This is a genomic window from Streptococcus infantis, assembly GCF_047464215.1.
In the GTDB taxonomy this organism is placed as follows: domain Bacteria; phylum Bacillota; class Bacilli; order Lactobacillales; family Streptococcaceae; genus Streptococcus; species Streptococcus infantis_P.
This window is the reverse complement of sequence record NZ_JASHCG010000013.1, coordinates 41608-60553: the sequence shown is the minus strand read 5'-3', so window position 1 is coordinate 60553 and position 18946 is coordinate 41608. Positions and strand designations below refer to the sequence as shown.

Annotated in this window: 18 protein-coding genes and 3 pseudogenes; 20 read left to right on the top strand and 1 reads right to left on the bottom strand. The window is 39.7% G+C overall.

Translation table 11 applies throughout. The features are described from left to right. Window positions 1-85, bottom strand: an 85-nt coding sequence (locus QM469_RS08160) for an IS630 transposase-related protein (RefSeq protein WP_212750421.1), incomplete at its 3' end; no start/stop codon positions are given. 52 nt (window positions 86-137) lie between these two features. Here QM469_RS08160 and comGA point away from each other — a divergent pair. The 20 genes and pseudogenes from comGA to gltX form a co-directional block, all read left to right on the top strand. Continuing rightward, window positions 138-938, top strand: a pseudogene (comGA, locus tag QM469_RS08155) (competence type IV pilus ATPase ComGA); the annotation flags it as partial. After that, window positions 859-1902, top strand: coding sequence for a competence type IV pilus assembly protein ComGB (gene comGB / locus QM469_RS08150; RefSeq protein WP_414276516.1), 1044 nt, complete (start codon window positions 859-861; stop codon window positions 1900-1902). The pseudogene comGA and the gene comGB, both read left to right, overlap by 80 nt. Further along, window positions 1903-2226: a competence type IV pilus major pilin ComGC gene (gene comGC, locus QM469_RS08145; protein ID WP_414276515.1), complete on the top strand. Its 324-nt coding sequence runs from the start codon at window positions 1903-1905 to the stop codon at window positions 2224-2226. Further along, window positions 2189-2623 (top strand): competence type IV pilus minor pilin ComGD, encoded by a 435-nt coding sequence (comGD, locus tag QM469_RS08140; protein ID WP_414276514.1) that lies wholly within the window; start codon window positions 2189-2191, stop codon window positions 2621-2623. Before comGC ends, comGD begins: the two co-directional genes overlap by 38 nt. After that, a complete protein-coding gene (comGE, locus tag QM469_RS08135; RefSeq protein ID WP_414276513.1) occupies window positions 2586-2888 on the top strand; it encodes a competence type IV pilus minor pilin ComGE in 303 nt (100 codons plus the stop codon). Before comGD ends, comGE begins: the two co-directional genes overlap by 38 nt. Further along, the gene (gene comGF / locus QM469_RS08130) at window positions 2851-3312 is read left to right on the top strand and encodes a competence type IV pilus minor pilin ComGF (RefSeq protein ID WP_281335755.1); all 462 of its coding nucleotides are present in this window, start codon (window positions 2851-2853) and stop codon (window positions 3310-3312) included. Before comGE ends, comGF begins: the two co-directional genes overlap by 38 nt. Beyond that, window positions 3290-3706, top strand: coding sequence for a competence type IV pilus minor pilin ComGG (comGG, locus tag QM469_RS08125; RefSeq protein ID WP_414276512.1), 417 nt, complete (start codon window positions 3290-3292; stop codon window positions 3704-3706). The genes comGF and comGG overlap by 23 nt, the downstream gene beginning before the upstream one ends. A 109-nt stretch (window positions 3707-3815) precedes the next feature. Beyond that, window positions 3816-4517 carry a histidine phosphatase family protein gene (locus QM469_RS08120; protein ID WP_049509191.1) on the top strand — a complete coding sequence of 234 codons (702 nt, stop codon included), beginning with the start codon at window positions 3816-3818 and terminating at the stop codon, window positions 4515-4517. 191 nt (window positions 4518-4708) lie between these two features. Beyond that, on the top strand, window positions 4709-6415 hold the full coding sequence (locus QM469_RS08115) for an ABC transporter ATP-binding protein (RefSeq protein ID WP_414276511.1): 1707 nt from the start codon (window positions 4709-4711) through the stop codon (window positions 6413-6415). 1 nt (window position 6416) lies between these two features. Then, window positions 6417-8183 carry an ABC transporter ATP-binding protein gene (locus tag QM469_RS08110; RefSeq protein ID WP_311522999.1) on the top strand — a complete coding sequence of 589 codons (1767 nt, stop codon included), beginning with the start codon at window positions 6417-6419 and terminating at the stop codon, window positions 8181-8183. 287 nt (window positions 8184-8470) lie between these two features. Further along, window positions 8471-9160 (top strand): gamma-glutamyl-gamma-aminobutyrate hydrolase family protein, encoded by a 690-nt coding sequence (locus QM469_RS08105; protein WP_153225705.1) that lies wholly within the window; start codon window positions 8471-8473, stop codon window positions 9158-9160. Between the two features lie 171 nt (window positions 9161-9331). After that, window positions 9332-10681, top strand: coding sequence for a glucose-6-phosphate isomerase (locus tag QM469_RS08100; protein ID WP_000018239.1), 1350 nt, complete (start codon window positions 9332-9334; stop codon window positions 10679-10681). Between the two features lie 183 nt (window positions 10682-10864). Beyond that, window positions 10865-11665, top strand: coding sequence for an SDR family oxidoreductase (locus QM469_RS08095; protein ID WP_001000838.1), 801 nt, complete (start codon window positions 10865-10867; stop codon window positions 11663-11665). Window positions 11666-11727: 62 nt separating this feature from the next. Continuing rightward, window positions 11728-13554, top strand: a pseudogene (locus QM469_RS08090) (BglG family transcription antiterminator). After that, window positions 13554-14051, top strand: a complete 498-nt coding sequence (locus QM469_RS08085; RefSeq protein WP_001086645.1) for a transcriptional regulator GutM — start codon at window positions 13554-13556, stop codon at window positions 14049-14051. Before QM469_RS08090 ends, QM469_RS08085 begins: the two are co-directional and overlap by 1 nt. Further along, on the top strand, window positions 14048-14593 hold the full coding sequence (locus QM469_RS08080) for a PTS glucitol/sorbitol transporter subunit IIC (RefSeq protein WP_001015684.1): 546 nt from the start codon (window positions 14048-14050) through the stop codon (window positions 14591-14593). The genes QM469_RS08085 and QM469_RS08080 overlap by 4 nt, the downstream gene beginning before the upstream one ends. 13 nt (window positions 14594-14606) lie before the next feature. Continuing rightward, complete coding sequence (locus QM469_RS08075) at window positions 14607-15587, top strand: PTS glucitol/sorbitol transporter subunit IIB (protein ID WP_000120696.1); 981 nt, start codon at window positions 14607-14609, stop codon at window positions 15585-15587. A gap of 100 nt (window positions 15588-15687) precedes the next feature. Further along, window positions 15688-16059, top strand: a complete 372-nt coding sequence (locus tag QM469_RS08070) for a PTS glucitol/sorbitol transporter subunit IIA (RefSeq protein ID WP_033585537.1) — start codon at window positions 15688-15690, stop codon at window positions 16057-16059. 196 nt (window positions 16060-16255) lie between these two features. Beyond that, window positions 16256-16732 (top strand): annotated as a pseudogene (gene pgi / locus QM469_RS08065) (glucose-6-phosphate isomerase); the annotation flags it as partial. A gap of 130 nt (window positions 16733-16862) precedes the next feature. Further along, complete coding sequence (gene gltX / locus QM469_RS08060) at window positions 16863-18323, top strand: glutamate--tRNA ligase (protein WP_315640446.1); 1461 nt, start codon at window positions 16863-16865, stop codon at window positions 18321-18323. Window positions 18324-18946 lie beyond the last annotated feature (623 nt).

Below are 18946 nucleotides of genomic sequence, written 5' to 3'. Positions count from 1 at the left end.
CAAAAACTTTGGCCGCCTCGACATGGCTGTGTCCCTCTTTGATGTAATCTAATGCTCGTTGTTTAAAATCTGTACTATATGCCATGGCTTTATTATAACATGTATTTTATAAACTAAGTGACTATAACACCTATGACTTTGAAAAGTTGGGGGCTGTCATTAGTCATTTTAAGTTTATTGCGGGGATGAACGTTGGAGAAAAACGCCGTAGTCAGCTTGGTTCCTGTGATTATCAGCATGGAGACAAGATTTCTTCATTACGTTTATCGACGGTGGGAGATTATCGTGGTCATGAGAGTCTAGTAATCCGACTTTTGCATGATCAAGAACAAGAGTTGCGCTTCTGGTTTCAGGACCTTATAGAACTGGAAAAGGGCTTTAGGCAACGCGGGCTTTATCTTTTTGCAGGCCCCGTAGGAAGTGGCAAAACTACTTTGATGCATGAATTAGCTAAGTCATTGTTTAAGGGACAACAGGTCATGTCCATTGAAGATCCAGTAGAAATTAAGCAAGAAGAAATGCTACAATTACAGCTCAATGAAGCTATCGGACTTAGCTATGAGAACTTGATAAAACTTTCCCTACGACATCGTCCAGATCTTTTAATCATTGGAGAAATTCGAGATAGTGAAACAGCCCGTGCCGTTGTACGAGCTAGTCTGACAGGTGCCACGGTATTCTCGACAATCCATGCCAAGAGTGTTCGTGGGGTTTATGAGCGCCTCTTAGAACTTGGTGTCAGTGAAGATGAACTTGCAGTTGTTTTACAAGGTGTTTGTTATCAGAGACTAATCGCAGGAGGAGGAATTATTGATTTTGCAAACAAAAATTACCAAGAACACCAGGCAGAAAAGTGGAATGGACAAATTGACCAGCTTCTTAAAGAAGGACATATCACTGCCCTTCAAGCTGAAACGGAGAAAATTAGCTACCATTAAGCAGAAAAAAATCATCACTCTCTTTAACAATTTATTTTCTAGTGGTTTTCATCTGGTAGAAATCATTTCCTTTCTAGATAGAAGTCTCTTGTTGGAAAAGGAATATGTATCGCAGATGCATCTAGGACTTGCGCAGGGAAAGTCTTTTTCAGAAATGATGGGTCATTTAGGTTTCTCGAGTGCGATTGTCACGCAACTTTCATTGGCTGAAGTTCATGGAAATCTCCATTTGAGTATGGGGAAAATTGAAGAATATTTGGATAATCTTGCTAAGGTCAAGAAGAAGTTAATTGAAGTTGCGACCTACCCAATCATTTTGTTAGCTTTCCTACTGCTCATTATGTTGGGTTTGCGAAATTATCTCTTGCCCCAACTAGATAGTAGTAACATAGCTACTTTAGTTATTAGCAACCTACCACAGATTTTTTTGGGGATTACTCTATTGCTAGGTCTTGCATCTTTAACAGGATTGATTTTTTACAGAAAATCTAGGAAGATACCAGTCTTTTCTTTTCTAGCTAGAATCCCCTTTCTAGGTGTGTTTGTTCAGTATTATCTGACTGCCTATTATGCTAGAGAATGGGGTAATATGATTGGTCAAGGTCTGGAGCTATCACAGATTTTCCAGATGATGCAGGAGCAAGGGAATCCTCTTTTTAAGGAAATTGGACACGATTTAGATCAAGCTTTGCAAAGTGGGCATGAATTTTCTATGGTTGTGCAGAATTATCCTTTTTTTAGAAGAGAGTTGGGATTAATCATTGAATATGGAGAGGTCAAGTCCAAGTTGGGAAGCGAATTGGAAATCTATGCAGAGAAAACTTGGGAGGCATTCTTTACTCGAGTTAATCGTACGATGAACTTAGTTCAACCCCTGGTCTTTATTTTTGTAGCTCTGCTAATCGTTTTATTGTACGCAGCCATGTTGTTGCCTATGTATCAAAATATGGAGGTAAATTTTTAGATGAAAAAAATGTTGATGAAATTAAAAGAAGCCAAGGCAAAAGCTTTCACACTGGTAGAAATGTTGGTGGTGTTGCTCATCATTAGCGTTCTACTCTTATTGTTTGTGCCAAACCTAACTAAGCAAAAGGATGCAGTGAATGATAAGGGGAAAGCAGCAGTCGTCAAGGTGGTAGAAAGCCAAGCTGAACTCTATACTCTAGATAAAAATGAAGATGCTAGTCTAAGCAAATTACAGGCAGATGGACGTATCACTGCTGAGCAAGCAAAAGCTTACAAAGAGTATCATGATAAACAAAAGACAAGTCAAACAGTTGCGGATTAGGGCTTTTACCATGGTAGAAAGTCTATTGGTCTTAGGGATAGTAAGCATTTTGGCCTTGGGTTTGTCAAGTTCAGTTCAATCCACTTTTGCGGCGGTGGAAGAACAAATTTTCTTTATGGAGTTTGAGGAACTTTACCGAGAAACCCAGAAGCGAAGTCTGGCTAGCCAGCAAAAGATGAACTTGATTTTAGAAGAGAGAAGCATTAGTAATGGCTATCAGAAATTGGCCATCCCTAAAGGGATTCAGCTTCAGTCCAATCAGTCAATCACCTTTGATAAGGCAGGGGGGAGTTCATATCTGGTTAGCATCAGATTTCAAACAAGGAAAGAAGTGGTTCGCTACCGACTAAATATAGGAAATGGGAAGATTAAACGTATTCAAGAAGCAAAAAATTAAGGCGGTTATTTTACTGGAGGCAGTGATTTCACTAGCTATTTTTGCCAGTATTGCAACCCTCTTGTTAGGGCAGATTCAAGAAAGTAGACGACAGGAAACAAGACTCTTAGAACAGGAAGAAGTTTTGCGTGTGGCTCGTATGGCTTTGCAGACTGGACAAAAGCAGTTGACTGTCAATAGACTTACAGTTCGTGTTGTCTCGAATGAGAGAGGTTTGGAGGTGTATCATGGAACTGAAAAATTACTGGCGATTCAAGATAAGTAGAGTCAGAGCTTTTACACTTTTAGAATCCCTGGTTGCTCTTATTGTGATTAGTGGGAGTTTGCTTCTTTTTCAATCTATGAGCCAACTCTTGGTTTCAGAAGTTCGCTACCAGCAGAAAAGTGAGCAAAAAGAATGGCTCTTATTTGTGGATCAGCTGGAAGCAGAGCTGAATCGAGCCCAATTTGAAAAAGTGGAGAATGATAGACTTTACCTCAAACAGGATGGAAACCCCATTTCCATGGGAAAATCAAAGTCAGATGATTTTCGGAAAACAGATGCCAGTGGACGTGGCTACCAGCCGATGGTTTACGGTCTGAAATCAGCTCATATTTACCAAAACGGGCAAAATGTTCATTTTAATTTTCAGTTTGAAAAGGGACTAGAGAGGGAGTTCATCTATCGTGTTGAAAAAGAAAAAAGTTAGAGCAGGCGTTCTTCTTTATGCCCTTGTAATGTCAGGTATTTTTAGTCTTCTGTTGCAGTTTTATCTGAACCGGCAAGTAGCTCATCATCAGGATTATGTCTTAAATAAAGAGAAACTGGTGGCTTATGCGATGGCTAAGAGAACTTATGAAAAAGCTAATTCTGAGAGTGGTCAGCAGTCATTTGATGCAGGAAAGGCAACTTATCGTAATGACCAAAAGGGATTTACAGCGATTGTTGACACTGGAAAAAATCAGTTTGAATTTCAATTTCCACCTTTGAAAAAGACCGACAATAAGACGAAGAAAACAGAAAAAAAGTCAAAAGAAGAACAGGTAAAAAAAGAGGACACCGAGACATCTAAAGTTGCTCCTTCTAAGAATGATAAGACATAGATTATTAGATTTGTAAAATCTAGTTTAAGTGGTGATGTTGGACTCAGTGGGTTAGGACAAGGCTTTTGTACGAAATCATGCTATAATAGATACATATGGAGGACGGAAAATGTCAAGTGTAAAATTGTATCTAGTGCGTCATGGGAAAACAATGTTTAATACGATTGGGCGTGCTCAAGGTTGGAGTGATACTCCACTGACAGCTGAAGGGGAACGAGGCATTCATGAATTGGGGATTGGCTTGCGTGAGTCTGGTTTAAGATTTGAGCGTGCTTATTCAAGCGACTCTGGACGGACCATTCAGACTATGGGAATTATCCTTGAGGAACTAGGTTTAACAGGGCAAATTCCTTATCGTATGGATAAGCGAATCCGTGAATGGTGCTTTGGTAGTTTTGATGGTGCTTATGATGGAGATCTTTTTATGGGGATCATTCCGCGTATCTTTAATGTCGATCATGTGCATCGTTTGTCCTATGCTGAGCTGGCTGAAGGTCTGGTAGAAGTGGATACAGCAGGCTGGGCTGAAGGCTGGGAAAAACTAAGTGGGCGTATCTGGGAAGGTTTTGAAGCCATTGCTAAGGAAATGGAAGCTAATGGGGGAGGAAATGCTCTCGTAGTCAGCCATGGAATGACTATTGGAACCATTGTTTATTTAATCAACGGAATGCATCCACATGGCCTTGATAATGGAAGTGTGACGATTCTTGAGTACCAGGATGGTCAGTTCTCAGTCAAGATTGTTGGCGACCGTAGCTACCGTGAAATTGGACGAGCTAAACTAGAAGAGCAAGCTAGTTCAGAACAATAAAAATTCTCTACTTAAATTAGAAGATGTTTTAGATGATTCAATAGAATGCTGATGTCGTCATTGCACAAGCTTGTAAGAGTTGAGTGCTTTGACAATAGCATTCTTTTTTGTTAGAATAGCATCAACATGAAAGCATAAGAAGGGACTGACAGAGTTGTCGTTCCCTTTTGTCTATCTTAGAAGGGGGAAATATGCTGTTTCAGAAAATAAAAGCCTATAAATGGCAGGCTCTAGCTTCCTTAATTATGACAGGTCTAATGGTAACGAGTTCACTCTTGCAACCGCGTTATTTGCAGGAAGTTTTGGAGGCACTGCTAACTGGTGATAATGAAGTTATTTATCATATTGGTTTTTGGTTAATCCTTGTTGCCTTGATTGGTTTGATTGCAGGTGGTATCAATGTTATGTTAGCCGCCTATATTGCTCAAGGAGTTTCGTCAGACTTACGGGAAGATGCCTTTCGTAAGATTCAAACTTTTTCATACGCCAATATTGAGGAATTTAACGCAGGGAATCTTGTTGTTCGTATGACCAATGACATCAACCAGATTCAAAACGTAGTCATGATGACCTTCCAAATTCTCTTTCGGCTACCACTTTTGTTTATCGGTTCCTTTATATTAGCAGTTGTCACCCTACCTTCTCTATGGTGGGTGCTAGTTCTCATGGTCGTTCTGATTGTTGTCATAATGGGTTTTATGATGGGAGTGGTGGGACCACGCTTTTCAAAGTTCCAGACCTTACTTGAGCGTATCAATGCCATTGCTAAAGAAAATTTGCGTGGTGTGCGCGTGGTTAAGTCTTTTGTAAGAGAAAAAGATCAGTTTGATAAGTTTACGCAGGTGTCAGATGAATTATTGGGAGAAAACCTTTATATTGGTTATGCCTTTTCTGTTATGCAACCTGCAATGATGTTGATTTCGTATGGGGCTGTTTTTCTCTCAATCTGGCTTGTAGCAGGTATGGCAGAGTCAGATCCATCAGTCGTTGGTTCCATTGCTTCCTTTGTGAACTATCTGAGTCAGATTATCTTTACTATCGTTATGGTTGGATTTTTGGGGAACTCAGTTACTCGTGCCATGATTTCCCTCCGTCGTATTCGTGAAATCCTAGATACAGAACCGGCTATGACCTTCAAGGATGTGGAAGATGAAGAATTAGAAGGAAGTCTCAGTTTTGAAAATGTAACCTTCACCTATCCAAATGATGAAGAACCTATCCTAAAAGATGTATCTTTCGATATTGCAGCTGGTGAAATGGTTGGGGTTGTCGGAGCAACTGGTGCAGGGAAATCAACCTTGGCTCAGTTGATTCCACGACTGTTTGATCCTCAGCAAGGTTCGATCAAAATTGGCGGAAAGGACATTCGTACAGTTAGTGAAGGGACGCTTCGTAAGACAGTTTCTATCGTCCTACAAAAAGCCATTCTCTTTAGTGGAACCATCGCAGATAATCTCAGACAAGGTAAGGGAGATGCGACAGTTTCAGAAATGGAACGCGCAGCTCGCATCGCACAAGCTAGTGAATTTATCAGTCGCATGGACTTGGCTTTTGAAAGTCCGGTTGAGGAACGTGGAACTAACTTTTCCGGTGGACAAAAACAAAGAATGTCTATTGCGCGTGGGATTGTCAGCAATCCTAAAATATTGATTTTCGATGATTCAACCTCTGCCCTTGATGCCAAATCAGAACGCTTGGTTCAAGAAGCTCTCAACAAGGACTTGAAGGGTACGACTACGATTATCATAGCGCAAAAAATTAGCTCTGTTGTTCATGCTGATAAAATTTTAGTGCTTGACCAAGGGCGCTTGATTGGTCAAGGCAAGCATGCTGACTTGGTTGCAAAAAACCCAGTTTATCGTGAAATTTACGAAACGCAAAAAGGAAAGGAGGAGTAGGATGAAGACATTTGAATTTTTTTGGAACTATTTTAAAGTTTACAAGATATCCTTTATCGTTGTCATTGCTATGATTATCATTGCAACGATTGCACAAGCCCTCTTTCCAGTTTTTGCAGGTCAAACAGTCACAGAGCTGGCTAATTTGGTTATAGCCTATCAAAATGGAAATCCAGATATGGTTTGGCAAAGTCTATTGGGACTCCTGATTAATCTTGCTTATATTTTGATAGTTTTAGTAGTGTCTAGTCTCATCTATATGGTCTTGATGAGCCGCATTATTGCGGAATCTACAAATGAGATGCGTAAGGGACTTTTTGGCAAGCTTTCTCGCTTGACAGTTTCCTTCTTTGACCGCCATCAAGATGGAGACATCCTGTCTCGTTTTACCAGTGATTTGGATAATATTCTCCAAGCTTTCAACGAAAGTTTAGTGTCTGTCATGACCAATATTGCCCTTTATATTGGCTTGCTGATTGTCATGTTCGCAAAAAATGTCACCTTGGCTTTAATCACAATTGCCAGCACTCCAATAGCTGTTATCATGTTGTTCTTTATCCTGAAGCTAGCGCGGAAATATACCAACCTCCAACAAAAAGAAGTTGGGAAGCTCAATGCTTATATGGATGAGAGTATCTCTGGACAAAAAGCAGTTATCGTTCAAGGGATCCAAGAAGATGTGATTGCTGGTTTTGTCGAGCAGAATGAACGGGTTCGAAAGGCCACTTTCAAGGGAAGAATGTTCTCAGGAATTCTTTTCCCTGTTATGAACGGGATGAGCTTGGTCAATACAGCAGTAGTTATTTTTGTTGGTTCAGCTGTCTTACTGAATGATAAGAACATCGAGACAGCAACTGCTCTGGGTTTGATTGTCATGTTTACTCAGTTTTCGCAACAGTATTACCAGCCCATTATCCAATTAGCGGCGAGCTGGGGAAGTTTGCAATTGGCCTTTACAGGTGCAGACCGTATCCAAGAAATGTTTGATGCAGAGGAAGAAATTCGTCCTCAAGATGCTCCAGCCTTTAGCGAATTAAAAGAGGGTGTGGAGATTCGTAACGTAGACTTCTCCTATCTCCCAGGGAAACCGATTCTAAAAGATGTCAGCATCTCAGCTCCAAAAGGAAAAATGATTGCAGTTGTTGGTCCGACAGGTTCGGGGAAAACAACCATCATGAACTTAATCAATCGCTTTTATGATGTGGATGCAGGTGGTATCAGCTTTGATGGTAGGGATATTCGCGAGTTTGATTTAGACAGTTTGCGAAGTAAGGTAGGAATAGTCCTACAGGATTCTGTTTTGTTCAGTGGAACTATTCGGGACAATATTCGATTTGGAGTACCAGATGCCAGTCAGGAAATGGTCGAAGCAGCTGCTAAGGCTACGCATATCCATGAATATATCGAAAGTCTACCAGACAAGTATGATACATTGATTGATGATGACCAGAGTGTCTTCTCGACCGGTCAAAAGCAGTTGATTTCTATTGCTCGTACCTTGATGACAGATCCACAGGTCTTAATCTTGGATGAGGCAACATCAAACGTTGATACTGTAACAGAAAGTAAGATTCAAAATGCCATGGAGGCAATTGTAGCTGGAAGAACGAGTTTTGTAATTGCTCACCGCCTGAAAACGATTCTCAATGCCGATCAGATTATTGTCCTTAAGGATGGTGAGGTTATCGAACAAGGAAATCATCACGAATTACTCAAGCTCGGAGGATTTTACTCCGAACTGTACCATAATCAATTTGTCTTTGAATAATACTCTTCGAAAATCTCTTCAAACCACGTCAGCGTCCCCTTGCCGTATATGTGTTACTGACTTCGTCAGTTCTATCCACAACCTCAAAACTGTGTTTTGAGCAACCTGCGGCTAGCTTCTAGTTTGCTCTTTGATTTTCATTGAGTATAAGCAAAAAAGTTGTCCTAATTTTGGGCAACTTTTTCTGATAAAAAAATTTTATCACGGACTTAAAAAATACATATTAGACAGGAGTGGGCAAGGATGATAAGATAAGATTATCAATAGAAAAGGAAAGGAAATCAATGATGGCAAGAACAGTTGTTGGAGTAGCGGCAAACCTATGTCCTGTGGACGCAGAAGGAAAAAATATTCATTCATCAGTCTCTTGTAAATTTGCTGAAAGTATTCGTCAGGTTGGCGGACTTCCTTTGGTCATTCCGGTTGGTGATGAGACACTTGTCCATGACTATGTAGAAATGATTGATAAGCTCATCTTGACTGGGGGACAAAATGTTCATCCTCAGTTTTATGGTGAGGAAAAAACAATTGATAGCGACGACTATAACCTAGCTCGCGACGAGTTTGAGCTAGCTCTTCTACAAGAAGCCTTGCGTCAGAACAAACCAATCTTAGCCATTTGCCGTGGCGTTCAGCTTGTCAACGTTGCTTTTGGTGGGACACTCAATCAGGATATTGAAGGTCATTGGCAAGGTCTACCTTTTGGGACTTCACATTCTATTGAGACAGTGGATGGCAGTGTAGTGTCTAAATTATTTGGTAAAGAAAGTCAGGTTAACTCAGTACATCGTCAGAGTATTAAAGACTTGGCACCCAATTTCCGCGTGACGGCTGTGGATCCACGTGATCAAACTGTTGAAGCAATCGAATCTATCGACGAGCACCGTATTATTGGTCTCCAGTGGCATCCAGAATTTTTGGTCAATGAAGAAGATGGCAACTTAGAATTATTTGAGTATTTATTGAATGAATTATAACGACTGGAAACCTAGTCGTTTTTTTGTCTTATTTCGTTCAAATTTTAATATTGTAACATTTTTTACGCAAATGTTTAAATTATGATAAAATTTGGAAAAATTCAGTATAAAAACTTGAAAAAATCTAAGGTAAGGGTTATGATAGAAGAGAAGAAATTTTGGAGGAATATTATGTCACATATTAAATTTGATTATTCAAAAGTATTAGATAAATTTGTTGCACCACATGAACTAGATTATATGCAGCCTCAAGTGACTGCAGCAGATTCTGCTCTGCGAAATGGTACAGGTCCTGGGGCAGAAATGACTGGCTGGTTGAACTTACCTGAAGAATATGACAAAGATGAATTTGCTCGTATTCAAAAGGCTGCTGCTAAAATCCAATCTGATAGTGAGGTATTGATCGTAATCGGTATTGGTGGTTCCTATTTAGGAGCTCGTGCAGCTATTGATTTCTTGAATAATTCATTTGTAAACTTGCAAAGAAAGGAAGAACGCAAGGCACCTCAGATCCTCTATGCTGGAAACTCTATCTCTTCAAGCTATTTGGCTGATTTGGTAGACTATGTATCAGACAAAGATTTCTCAGTAAACGTGATTTCTAAATCAGGTACAACAACTGAACCGGCTATTGCTTTCCGTGTCTTCAAAGAACTCTTGGTTAAGAAGTACGGTCAAGAAGAAGCTAACCAACGTATCTACGCAACTACAGACCGCGCTAAAGGTGCAGTTAAGGTTGAAGCAGATGCTAATGGCTGGGATACTTTTGTAGTGCCTGATAGTGTAGGTGGTCGTTTTACAGTATTGACAGCAGTGGGGCTCTTGCCAATCGCAGCTGCAGGAGCTGATATCAGCAAGTTAATGGAAGGAGCAAATGCTGCTCGCAAGGCTTATGCTTCTGATAAGTTGGCTGAAAATGAAGCATATCAATATGCAGTTGTACGCAATATCTTGTACCGTAAAGGTTATCTGACAGAAGTTCTAGCTAACTATGAACCATCTCTGCAATACTTCTCTGAGTGGTGGAAGCAACTGGCTGGTGAGTCAGAAGGGAAAGACCAAAAAGGGATTTATCCAACTTCAGCTAACTTCTCAACAGACTTGCACTCTCTGGGACAATTTATCCAGGAAGGTACCCGTATCCTCTTTGAAACAGTTATCCGTGTAGATAAACCTCGCAAAAATGTGCTGATTCCTGAATTGGCAGAAGACTTGGACGGTCTTGGCTACTTGCAAGGAAAAGATGTTGACTTTGTCAATAAAAAAGCTACAGATGGAGTGCTGTTAGCACACACTGATGGTGGAGTTCCAAATATGTTTGTGACACTGCCTGAGCAAGATGAGTTCACTTTGGGCTACACTATTTACTTCTTTGAGTTGGCTATTGCTCTTTCTGGCTACCTGAATGGTATCAATCCATTTGACCAGCCTGGAGTTGAAGCTTATAAGAAAAACATGTTTGCTCTTCTTGGGAAACCAGGCTTTGAAGAGCTGGGTGCTGAGTTGAATGCACGCCTTTGATTCTCATATGCTTTGAGTTCATTTAGAATATAAAAAGATCCACAAGTTCATTTCTTGTGGATTTTTAGTACAAGCCTCTTAATTAGTTTATTATTTTTTTTAAAAGTGTAAAAAAGAGTGTCTTAATTCTTTTATGAAAGCGCTGTATAATTGCCTTGTAAATAAAATTTGAGAGGTATCAAAATGAATGATTGGTTAAACATAAAAGGCAAAACAGTTCTTGTGACTGGCGCGTCATCTGGGATCGGTAAGGCAATCGTTGAAGAATTGCTGGAATTAGGAGTCAATGTAGCGAATTTTGATCTTAGCGACAACGATTTGCGTCACCCGAATCTATTATTTGTAAAAGTTGATGTAACTTCTCGCTCTGAAGTAGAAGAGGGTGTTGCCAAAATAGTTGAAAGATTTGGCAATATTGATGCGGTAGTCAATAATGCAGGGATTAATGTTCCCAGATTATTAATTGATGCAGAAAATCCTAAAGGTCCTTACGAGTTAGACGATGAAACGTTTGAAAAAGTAACAATGATTAATCAAAAAGGTTTGTATTTGGTTAGTCAGGCAGTAGGACGTATTTTAGTGAAAAATAGAAAAGGTGTAATTGTGAACATGGCTTCAGAAGCAGGTTTGGAAGGTTCTGAAGGACAAAGTGCCTATGCTGCAACAAAAGCAGCAGTCTATAGTTACACTCGTTCATGGGCGAAAGAGCTGGGTAAGCATGGTGTACGTGTGGTTGGAATTGCTCCAGGAATTATGGAAGCTACGGGGCTTCGAACTCTTTCTTATGAGGAAGCTCTTGCTTATACCCGTGGAAAGACGGTAGAAGATATTCGAGCTGGTTATGCTTCAACTTCAACAACTCCTTTGGGACGAAGTGGTAAACTACGGGAAGTAGCTGATCTTGTAGCATTCTATATTTCAGATCGTTCTAGCTATATAACTGGAGTCACTACAAATATTGCTGGAGGGAAAACTCGCGGTTAAAAAAATGAAGGTGAGGAAGAGAGTTGACCTTAGTAAATCGATGGTATAACATTTTAGAAAAAATGGTCTCACAGCCAACTTATTCCTTGGTAGATATGCGCTCAGAGCTGGATATTAGTATGCAAACCTTGCAAAAGAGTATCCAACAATTAAATGATGTTTTGGCTCCTAATATCCAGATTATCTCACAAGATGATAAGTTAATGTTAGAAGTGTATGACTATACAGAGTTGGAAAGGATTTTATCTGGTAGTTTAAAACAGGAGAGTGACTTCAATTCTTCCAGTAAAAGAATTGCCTATTTACTAAAACGTTTAATTAAGTCAAACTCCCCTCTTCTTATTGACGACTTGGCTGAGGAAGCAGGTGTTAGTAGAAGTACCCTTAATAAGGATTTAAAACAAGTAAAATCTTTGGCAGAGAGTTACTCTATCACTATTTCAGGAAAGCCCAACCGTGGGCTGGAGGTCTTGGGGGACGAGCTGAATTTGCGCTTGCTCTATATTCACCAAGTGGCCCCTTACTTTGAAGGAAGGACACTCACCGAGGCAACATCTTCTTTTCTGGAGACGCTACTCCAGGAGTATAAAATCCCGAAAGAAACAAAGGAACTCCTTCGAAAGACCATTTCAATTATGGTGGAGCGTATTCATGCATCTAGGGTGTTGAGTTGTCCTATTCCTTACTATAGGAATGATTTAACAGAGACCCCTTTGGTTGAGAAATTAATCTATCATATTGTGATGACTTATAAGATTTCCCTCAGTCAGTTTGAAATAGACTTTTTGTGTTTTCCTTTTAATGTCCGTTTTATTGACACTTTAAGCAAGCCGTCTTATCAATCTGAACAGCTTGCAAACATTTTTCAAGGGATTGTCAAGAAAGTCAAAGAAACAATGTTGGTTAACTTTGATGATGAAGAATTATTTGAAGAAATCAAGTCTCATCTAGGCCCCTTAATCAATCGACTGATTTTCCATGTGCAAGCTAATGATATATTTCATGGCGAGGTTCAAACTCAATATCCTTTTGCTTTTGAAATGGCGAAAATTGCTGGAGAAGAACTATCTGCAATTTTTGGTTCTGAATTGGAATTATCTGAAATCGGATATCTGGCTTTGTATTTTGAAATGATTTTAAGAAAGCAAAACTCTGTTGTAAATGGTTCTCGCAAGCAGATAGCAGTAGTTTGCACAACAGGAAGAGGAACTGCTGCGATGATTATTCAGCAACTCAGACGAATCCTTGGAAATGATGTAGACATTACTCAGTATTCTGAAGAGGATTTTAATCTGGATTTGAATCAGGACTATTTCGCGATTTTTACGACAGTTCCTCTAAAATATAAAGATTCTAAATCTCCAGTCATTCAAGTTAATCATATTTTTGATGATCAATGGCTGCGGGAAGAATGGCAGAGGGCCAATGCTTTTCATCAAAAAAATCTAGAAACAGTCAGCTTACGTTTTCTTCGGTTGAGTCCCCAAAAAACCTATCAGCAATACTTGCTAAATATGGTTGCAGAGTTAGAGAAACTTCAGATGATTGATGAAGGTTTTAGAAATCGGATAATTGATAGGGAGAAAAAATAATCAACCATTTTTGGTGGAGGAATTGCCTTCCCCCATACAATTAACCAGGGTTATGCAAAGACTATTTTAATGTTTGGAAAGCTAGAAGAGCCTTATCAAAAAGGAGATGATTGGATTGAATTTATCTTTCTAGTCGCCATTCCCTCAGAAATTGAAAGCAAAATGGAGAGTGAATTGCTGGAATTGTATGACGACATTTTTCGAATTGCAGGAGAGCCTTCTCTAAAAGAAGCTTTGAGGGCTGTAGAAACAGAGACAGAGTTTCTATCATTTTCTAAGAGCAAAGGAGTATTTTAATGAATTCGCTAATAATTTTCGCTGTATTTGTCATGGCAGCTTATATATTTCAAATGTTCCTCGGCTGGCAGCAACTCAAAGACTTCAATAAGACCTATACGATGCTCCGAAGACTGGGGCGCGTAGCGATTGGCAGGAAGTCCGGAAGAATCAAATCCGGTACGATTGTCATGTTCGCGGTTGATGAAAACGGTCGGGTTCTTAAAGCTAGCAAAATGCAAGGAGTCACAATCTTAGCACGTTTTCAAAATATGGACGATTATGTTGGAGAAGACATCCATTATTTTGACAAGTATAATCCTCTTGTGAGAAAAGAAAATAAGTTGATGCAATCAGCCATAGAAGATGCTAGAAAAGTCTATCTTTGGCATGAGGCAGGTATTGAGAAAGAGACAAGTTCATCTGATTCTTTTCTGGGATTCGGCTTTTATGCGAATTACTTACAATTATCTATTAAACAGTTATTTAAAAAAAATAAGAAAGGGAGTTCCTTATGAATCACATTACAAATTTTGCAGAGAGTTTTATGAAACTCTTCCAATTAGGTGGAGAAACCTTTATTAGCTGGATGACAAATATTGTACCGCTTGTCTTAATGCTATTGATTGCAATGAATACCCTTATCGCTTTCTTGGGAGAAGAGAAGGTCAATTCCCTGGCTAAGATTTCTGCCAAAAATCCTGTTAGCCGGTATATGATTTTACCTTTCATTTCAGCCTTTATGCTGGGGAATCCGATGGCAATCAGTATGGGACGTTTCTTACCAGAATATTATAAACCTAGTTTTGTAGCAGCTCAGATGCAGTTCTGCCATACTTCAAATGGTGTATTTCCGCATATCAATCCTGGGGAATTGTTTGTATGGATGGGAATTGCAACAGGAATTCAAACTTTAGGTTTAAGTCAAATGGACTTAGCCATTCGTTACATGCTTGTTGGGCTTGTCATGAACTTTGTAGGCGGTTGGGTGACCGATTTTACAACTGCTTATGTAGCAAAACAGCAAGGTGTTACCTTGAGTAAAACATTTGATTTATAGAAAGAGTGAAATTATGTCATATAAGAGTATAAAAGTTGTTAAAGGAAATGGCGGTTTCGGAGGACCTTTGGTCATTACACCTAGTGAAGCTAAGCATAAATTCATCTATATTACTGGTGGCGGAGAAAAGCCAGATATTGTAGATAAAATTGCTGATTTGACCGGTATGGAAGCTGTTAATGGGTTTAAAACTTCTATCCCAGATGAGGAAATTGCTTTAGCAATCGTGGATTGTGGCGGTACTCTTCGCTGTGGTATTTATCCTAAAAAGGGAATCCCTACAATAAATATTGTCGCTACAGGGAAAAGTGGGCCTCTAGCTCAATATATAACCGAGGAAATCTATGTGTCAGCAGTTGGCCTTAATCAAATTTCTGCTGCTAATGAAGACGAAAAAGCGACAACTGTGGTAACTGAAAAGCCAACTTACGATACTAGTAAAAAAATTACAGAGCAAAAAGCTGAAACAAGTATTGTAGCACGAATTGGGATGGGGGCTGGTAAGGTCGTTGCAACTTTCAACCAGGCTGCTCGTGAAGCCATCCAAACAATGCTCAATACAATAATTCCTTTCATGGCCTTTGTTTCCTTGCTGATTGGGGTTATTCAAGGATCTGGTGTTGGAAATTGGCTGGCAAAATTAATGGTTCCCCTAGCGGGGAACATCTGGGGACTCGTTTTAATTGGCTTTATCTGTTCCTTACCATTCCTATCTCCTTTGTTAGGTCCCGGAGCTGTTATTAGTCAGATTATTGGAACTTTAATTGGAGTCGAAATCGGAAAAGGGACTATTCCGCCCCAAATGGCTCTGCCAGCTTTATTTGCTATCAACACTCAAAACGGTTGTGATTTCATTCCTGTAGCACTCGGCCTATCTGAAGCCAAGGCTGAAACAGTTGAGGTTGGTGTCCCTTCGGTACTTTATTCACGCTTTCTCAATGGTGTTCCGCGGGTGCTAGTTGCTTGGATAGCTAGTATTGGTCTTTATCAGTAGACCTTTGATAGACGCATGTAAACAGAGTAGCTATATTATGTTAAACTTATCTATAAGCCTAAGTTTATGACAAATTAGAGAAAGTATGAATAGAAATCAGATGAAGAAAATTTTTGAAACTAAAGTAATTCAAGTAGGGTCTGAAGCTCAGAATATGATTCAAGATGCCAATATGCTCATTTTATTTGGAGAAGAAGCACCGGAAGATTTATCAGAGTATTGTTTTAAGATTGATAATAAAAATCTGCTAGGTTCAATACTAGAAGGTGGCAAGCTGGTGGTAGATAATCAGGAATATTCGATTAGTTCCGTAGGAAATGTAGTAGAAAAAAATTTAACTGGACTGGGACATATCACGATTTCTTTTGATGGTTCAAAAGAGGGGAGCCTTCCTGGTACACTCCATGTTGTAGCAGATCAAGCGGTAGTAATTGATAAAGATTCTACCATTCAGATTTTTGAAACTGCTTAACCATAATAAAATTTCAAATCAAGCAATTTAGAAAAATAAAAGTCTAAAAAATTGATTCAGAGCCTGGACAAAAAGTCCAGGCTTCTGGGTCTAAATTAGAAAAAATAGATGACGCAGTGGTTGATTGGCAAGTCAATCAAACTAGCCAGTCAGTGCAAGGGAATTTCCAGCAAATGCATCCACAAGGGGTGCTTGAACAGAAGGGAAAGACCAAAAAGGTATTTACCCAACTTCAGCTAACTTCTCAACAGACTTGCACTCATTGGGTCAATTTATCCAAGAAGGAACTCGTATCATGTTTGAAACCGTTGTCCGTGTTGACAAACCACGTAAGAACGTGATCATTCCTACTTTGGAAGAAGACCTTGACGGACTTGGTTACCTTCAAGGAAAAGACGTTGACTTTGTAAACAAAAAAGCGACTGATGGTGTTCTTCTTGCCCACACTGACGGTGACGTACCAAACATGTACGTGACTCTTCCTGAGCAAGATGCTTTCACTCTTGGCTACACTATCTACTTCTTCGAATTGGCTATCGCCCTTTCAGGTTACTTGAATGCTATCAACCCATTTGACCAACCAGGTGTTGAAGCTTACAAACGTAACATGTTTGCCCTTCTTGGTAAACCAGGATTTGAAGAATTGAGCAAAGAACTCAACGCTCGTCTATAATAGAGCTGAAAAGAGTGGTTTTACCACTCTTTTTGCTTTTTCTTGAAAAGAGAAATTGGACTCTGGCACGACTTGTGATATAATATAGAGAGCAAAAAGGCAGACGCCTAGAGACTATATAGGAGAAGATATGTCAAAAGATATTCGTGTGCGTTATGCACCAAGTCCAACAGGACTACTACACATCGGAAATGCCCGTACAGCATTGTTTAACTACTTGTATGCACGCCACCATGGTGGAACTTTTATCATCCGTATCGAGGATACTGACCGCAAGCGTCACGTCGAAGACGGAGAACGTTCGCAGCTTGAAAACCTTCGTTGGTTGGGCATGGATTGGGATGAAAGTCCAGAGACTCATGAAAACTACCGCCAATCAGAGCGTTTGGAACTCTATCAAAAATATATCGACCAATTGCTTGCTGAAGGGAAAGCCTACAAATCTTACGTCACTGAAGAAGAGTTGGCAGCTGAACGTGAACGCCAAGAAGCAGCTGGTGAAACACCTCGTTACATTAACGAATACCTTGGTATGAGCGAGGAAGAAAAAGCAGCTTATGTTGCAGAACGTGAAGCCGCAGGTATTATCCCAACTGTTCGTTTGGCAGTTAATGAGTCTGGTATCTATAAGTGGCATGATATGGTCAAAGGTGATATCGAATTTGAAGGTGGCAATATCGGTGGGGACTGGGTTATCCAAAAGAAAGATGGCTACCCAACTTACAACTTTGCCGTTGTGATCGATGACCACGATATGCAAATTTCTCATGTTATTCGTGGAGATGACCACATTGCTAATACACCAAAACAACTTATGGTTTATGAGGCACTTGGTTGGGAAGCTCCAGAGTTCGGTCATATGACCTTGATCATCAACTCTGAAACTGGTAAGAAGTTGTCTAAACGTGACACCAACACCCTTCAGTTCATCGAAGATTATCGTAAGAAAGGCTACCTGCCAGAAGCAGTCTTTAACTTTATCGCTCTTCTTGGCTGGAACCCTGGTGGAGAAGACGAGATCTTCTCTCGTGAAGAACTCATTAAGCTCTTTGATGAAAACCGCCTCAGCAAGTCTCCAGCAGCCTTCGACCAGAAGAAAATGGACTGGATGAGCAATGAGTACATTAAGAATGCGGACCTTGAGACTATCTTTGAAATGGCTAAGCTATTCCTCGAAAAAGCAGGACGTTTGACAGACAAGGCTAAAAAATTGGTGGAACTCTACAAACCACAAATGAAGTCAGTTGACGAAATCGTTCCATTGACAGACCTTTTCTTCTCAGACTTCCCAGAATTGACAGAAGCTGAACGAGAAGTCATGGCTGGTGAAACAGTGCCAACGGTACTTGAAGCCTTCAAAGCCAAGCTTGAAGCTATGTCAGATGACGAGTTTGTGGTAGAAAATATCTTCCCACAAATCAAAGCAGTCCAAAAAGAAACAGGTATCAAAGGGAAGAATCTCTTCATGCCAATCCGTATCGCTGTTTCAGGTGAGATGCATGGTCCTGAATTGCCAGATACCATCTACTTGCTTGGACGTGAAAAATCAATCCAACACATTGAAAAAATGTTGGCTGAAATTGCGAAATAATCTGGCGAAATTAAATTTCGTTCTAGATATTTGTAGAAGTAAAAACTGAGAGAATCACATGGTTCTCTCTTTTCTATTGCCAAAGCAGAATCATATTTAATTAATACTCTTCGAAAATCTCTTCAAACCACGTCAGCTTTATCTGCAACCTCAAAGCCGTGCTTTGAGCAACCTGCGGCTAGCTTCCTAGTTTGCTCTTTGATTTTCATTGAGTATAAATTTTTAAGTGACGCTTTAAAAAGAGTTCTTTTTATATGTACTTATTTGAAAATGCAAAAGTTTTAGTGTATAATACTAAGTGACAGGGCAAGGGAAAGAAGTCAGTGATATGGTAAAATTCTTTACAAACAGACTCGAATTAGCCCAGACATCGTCTATGTTGTTTGTTGAGTCGACTTATTTTTTCTTTGCGTTTTGCTGGACACAGGAAGAAATTCATGAGTTCATGCAACTATCATCCATAACGATGCCTTCGTTTTCGATTCGAAGTTTATATGCGAGACTTTAGATTTAGATGTATGTCTTACTAGAGGTGCATATTTTTCTCTTTCTTCTCCCAAAAATAGAAAGAAATCGACCTTGCTCTGTTTACCTTGCGTTAAGCAAGGTTTTTTTGTGGAATA

Excerpts from the sequence above, each read along its gene's own strand:
- QM469_RS08115 (WP_414276511.1), top strand. The coding sequence starts at position 4,709 with ATGCTGTTTCAGAAAATAAAAGCCTATAAATGGCAGGCTCTAGCTTCC.
- QM469_RS08070 (WP_033585537.1), top strand. The coding sequence starts at position 15,688 with ATGAAGAAAATTTTTGAAACTAAAGTAATTCAAGTAGGGTCTGAAGCT.
- QM469_RS08095 (WP_001000838.1), top strand. The coding sequence starts at position 10,865 with ATGAATGATTGGTTAAACATAAAAGGCAAAACAGTTCTTGTGACTGGC.
- QM469_RS08100 (WP_000018239.1), top strand. The coding sequence starts at position 9,332 with ATGTCACATATTAAATTTGATTATTCAAAAGTATTAGATAAATTTGTT.
- QM469_RS08120 (WP_049509191.1), top strand. The coding sequence starts at position 3,816 with ATGTCAAGTGTAAAATTGTATCTAGTGCGTCATGGGAAAACAATGTTT.
- QM469_RS08105 (WP_153225705.1), top strand. The coding sequence starts at position 8,471 with ATGGCAAGAACAGTTGTTGGAGTAGCGGCAAACCTATGTCCTGTGGAC.
- QM469_RS08085 (WP_001086645.1), top strand. The coding sequence starts at position 13,554 with ATGAATTCGCTAATAATTTTCGCTGTATTTGTCATGGCAGCTTATATA.
- QM469_RS08075 (WP_000120696.1), top strand. The coding sequence starts at position 14,607 with ATGTCATATAAGAGTATAAAAGTTGTTAAAGGAAATGGCGGTTTCGGA.
- QM469_RS08080 (WP_001015684.1), top strand. The coding sequence starts at position 14,048 with ATGAATCACATTACAAATTTTGCAGAGAGTTTTATGAAACTCTTCCAA.
- gltX (WP_315640446.1), top strand. The coding sequence starts at position 16,863 with ATGTCAAAAGATATTCGTGTGCGTTATGCACCAAGTCCAACAGGACTA.
- QM469_RS08110 (WP_311522999.1), top strand. The coding sequence starts at position 6,417 with ATGAAGACATTTGAATTTTTTTGGAACTATTTTAAAGTTTACAAGATA.
- comGC (WP_414276515.1), top strand. The coding sequence starts at position 1,903 with ATGAAAAAAATGTTGATGAAATTAAAAGAAGCCAAGGCAAAAGCTTTC.
- comGF (WP_281335755.1), top strand. The coding sequence starts at position 2,851 with ATGGAACTGAAAAATTACTGGCGATTCAAGATAAGTAGAGTCAGAGCT.
- comGD (WP_414276514.1), top strand. The coding sequence starts at position 2,189 with ATGATAAACAAAAGACAAGTCAAACAGTTGCGGATTAGGGCTTTTACC.
- comGB (WP_414276516.1), top strand. The coding sequence starts at position 859 with ATGGACAAATTGACCAGCTTCTTAAAGAAGGACATATCACTGCCCTTC.
- comGE (WP_414276513.1), top strand. The coding sequence starts at position 2,586 with ATGGGAAGATTAAACGTATTCAAGAAGCAAAAAATTAAGGCGGTTATT.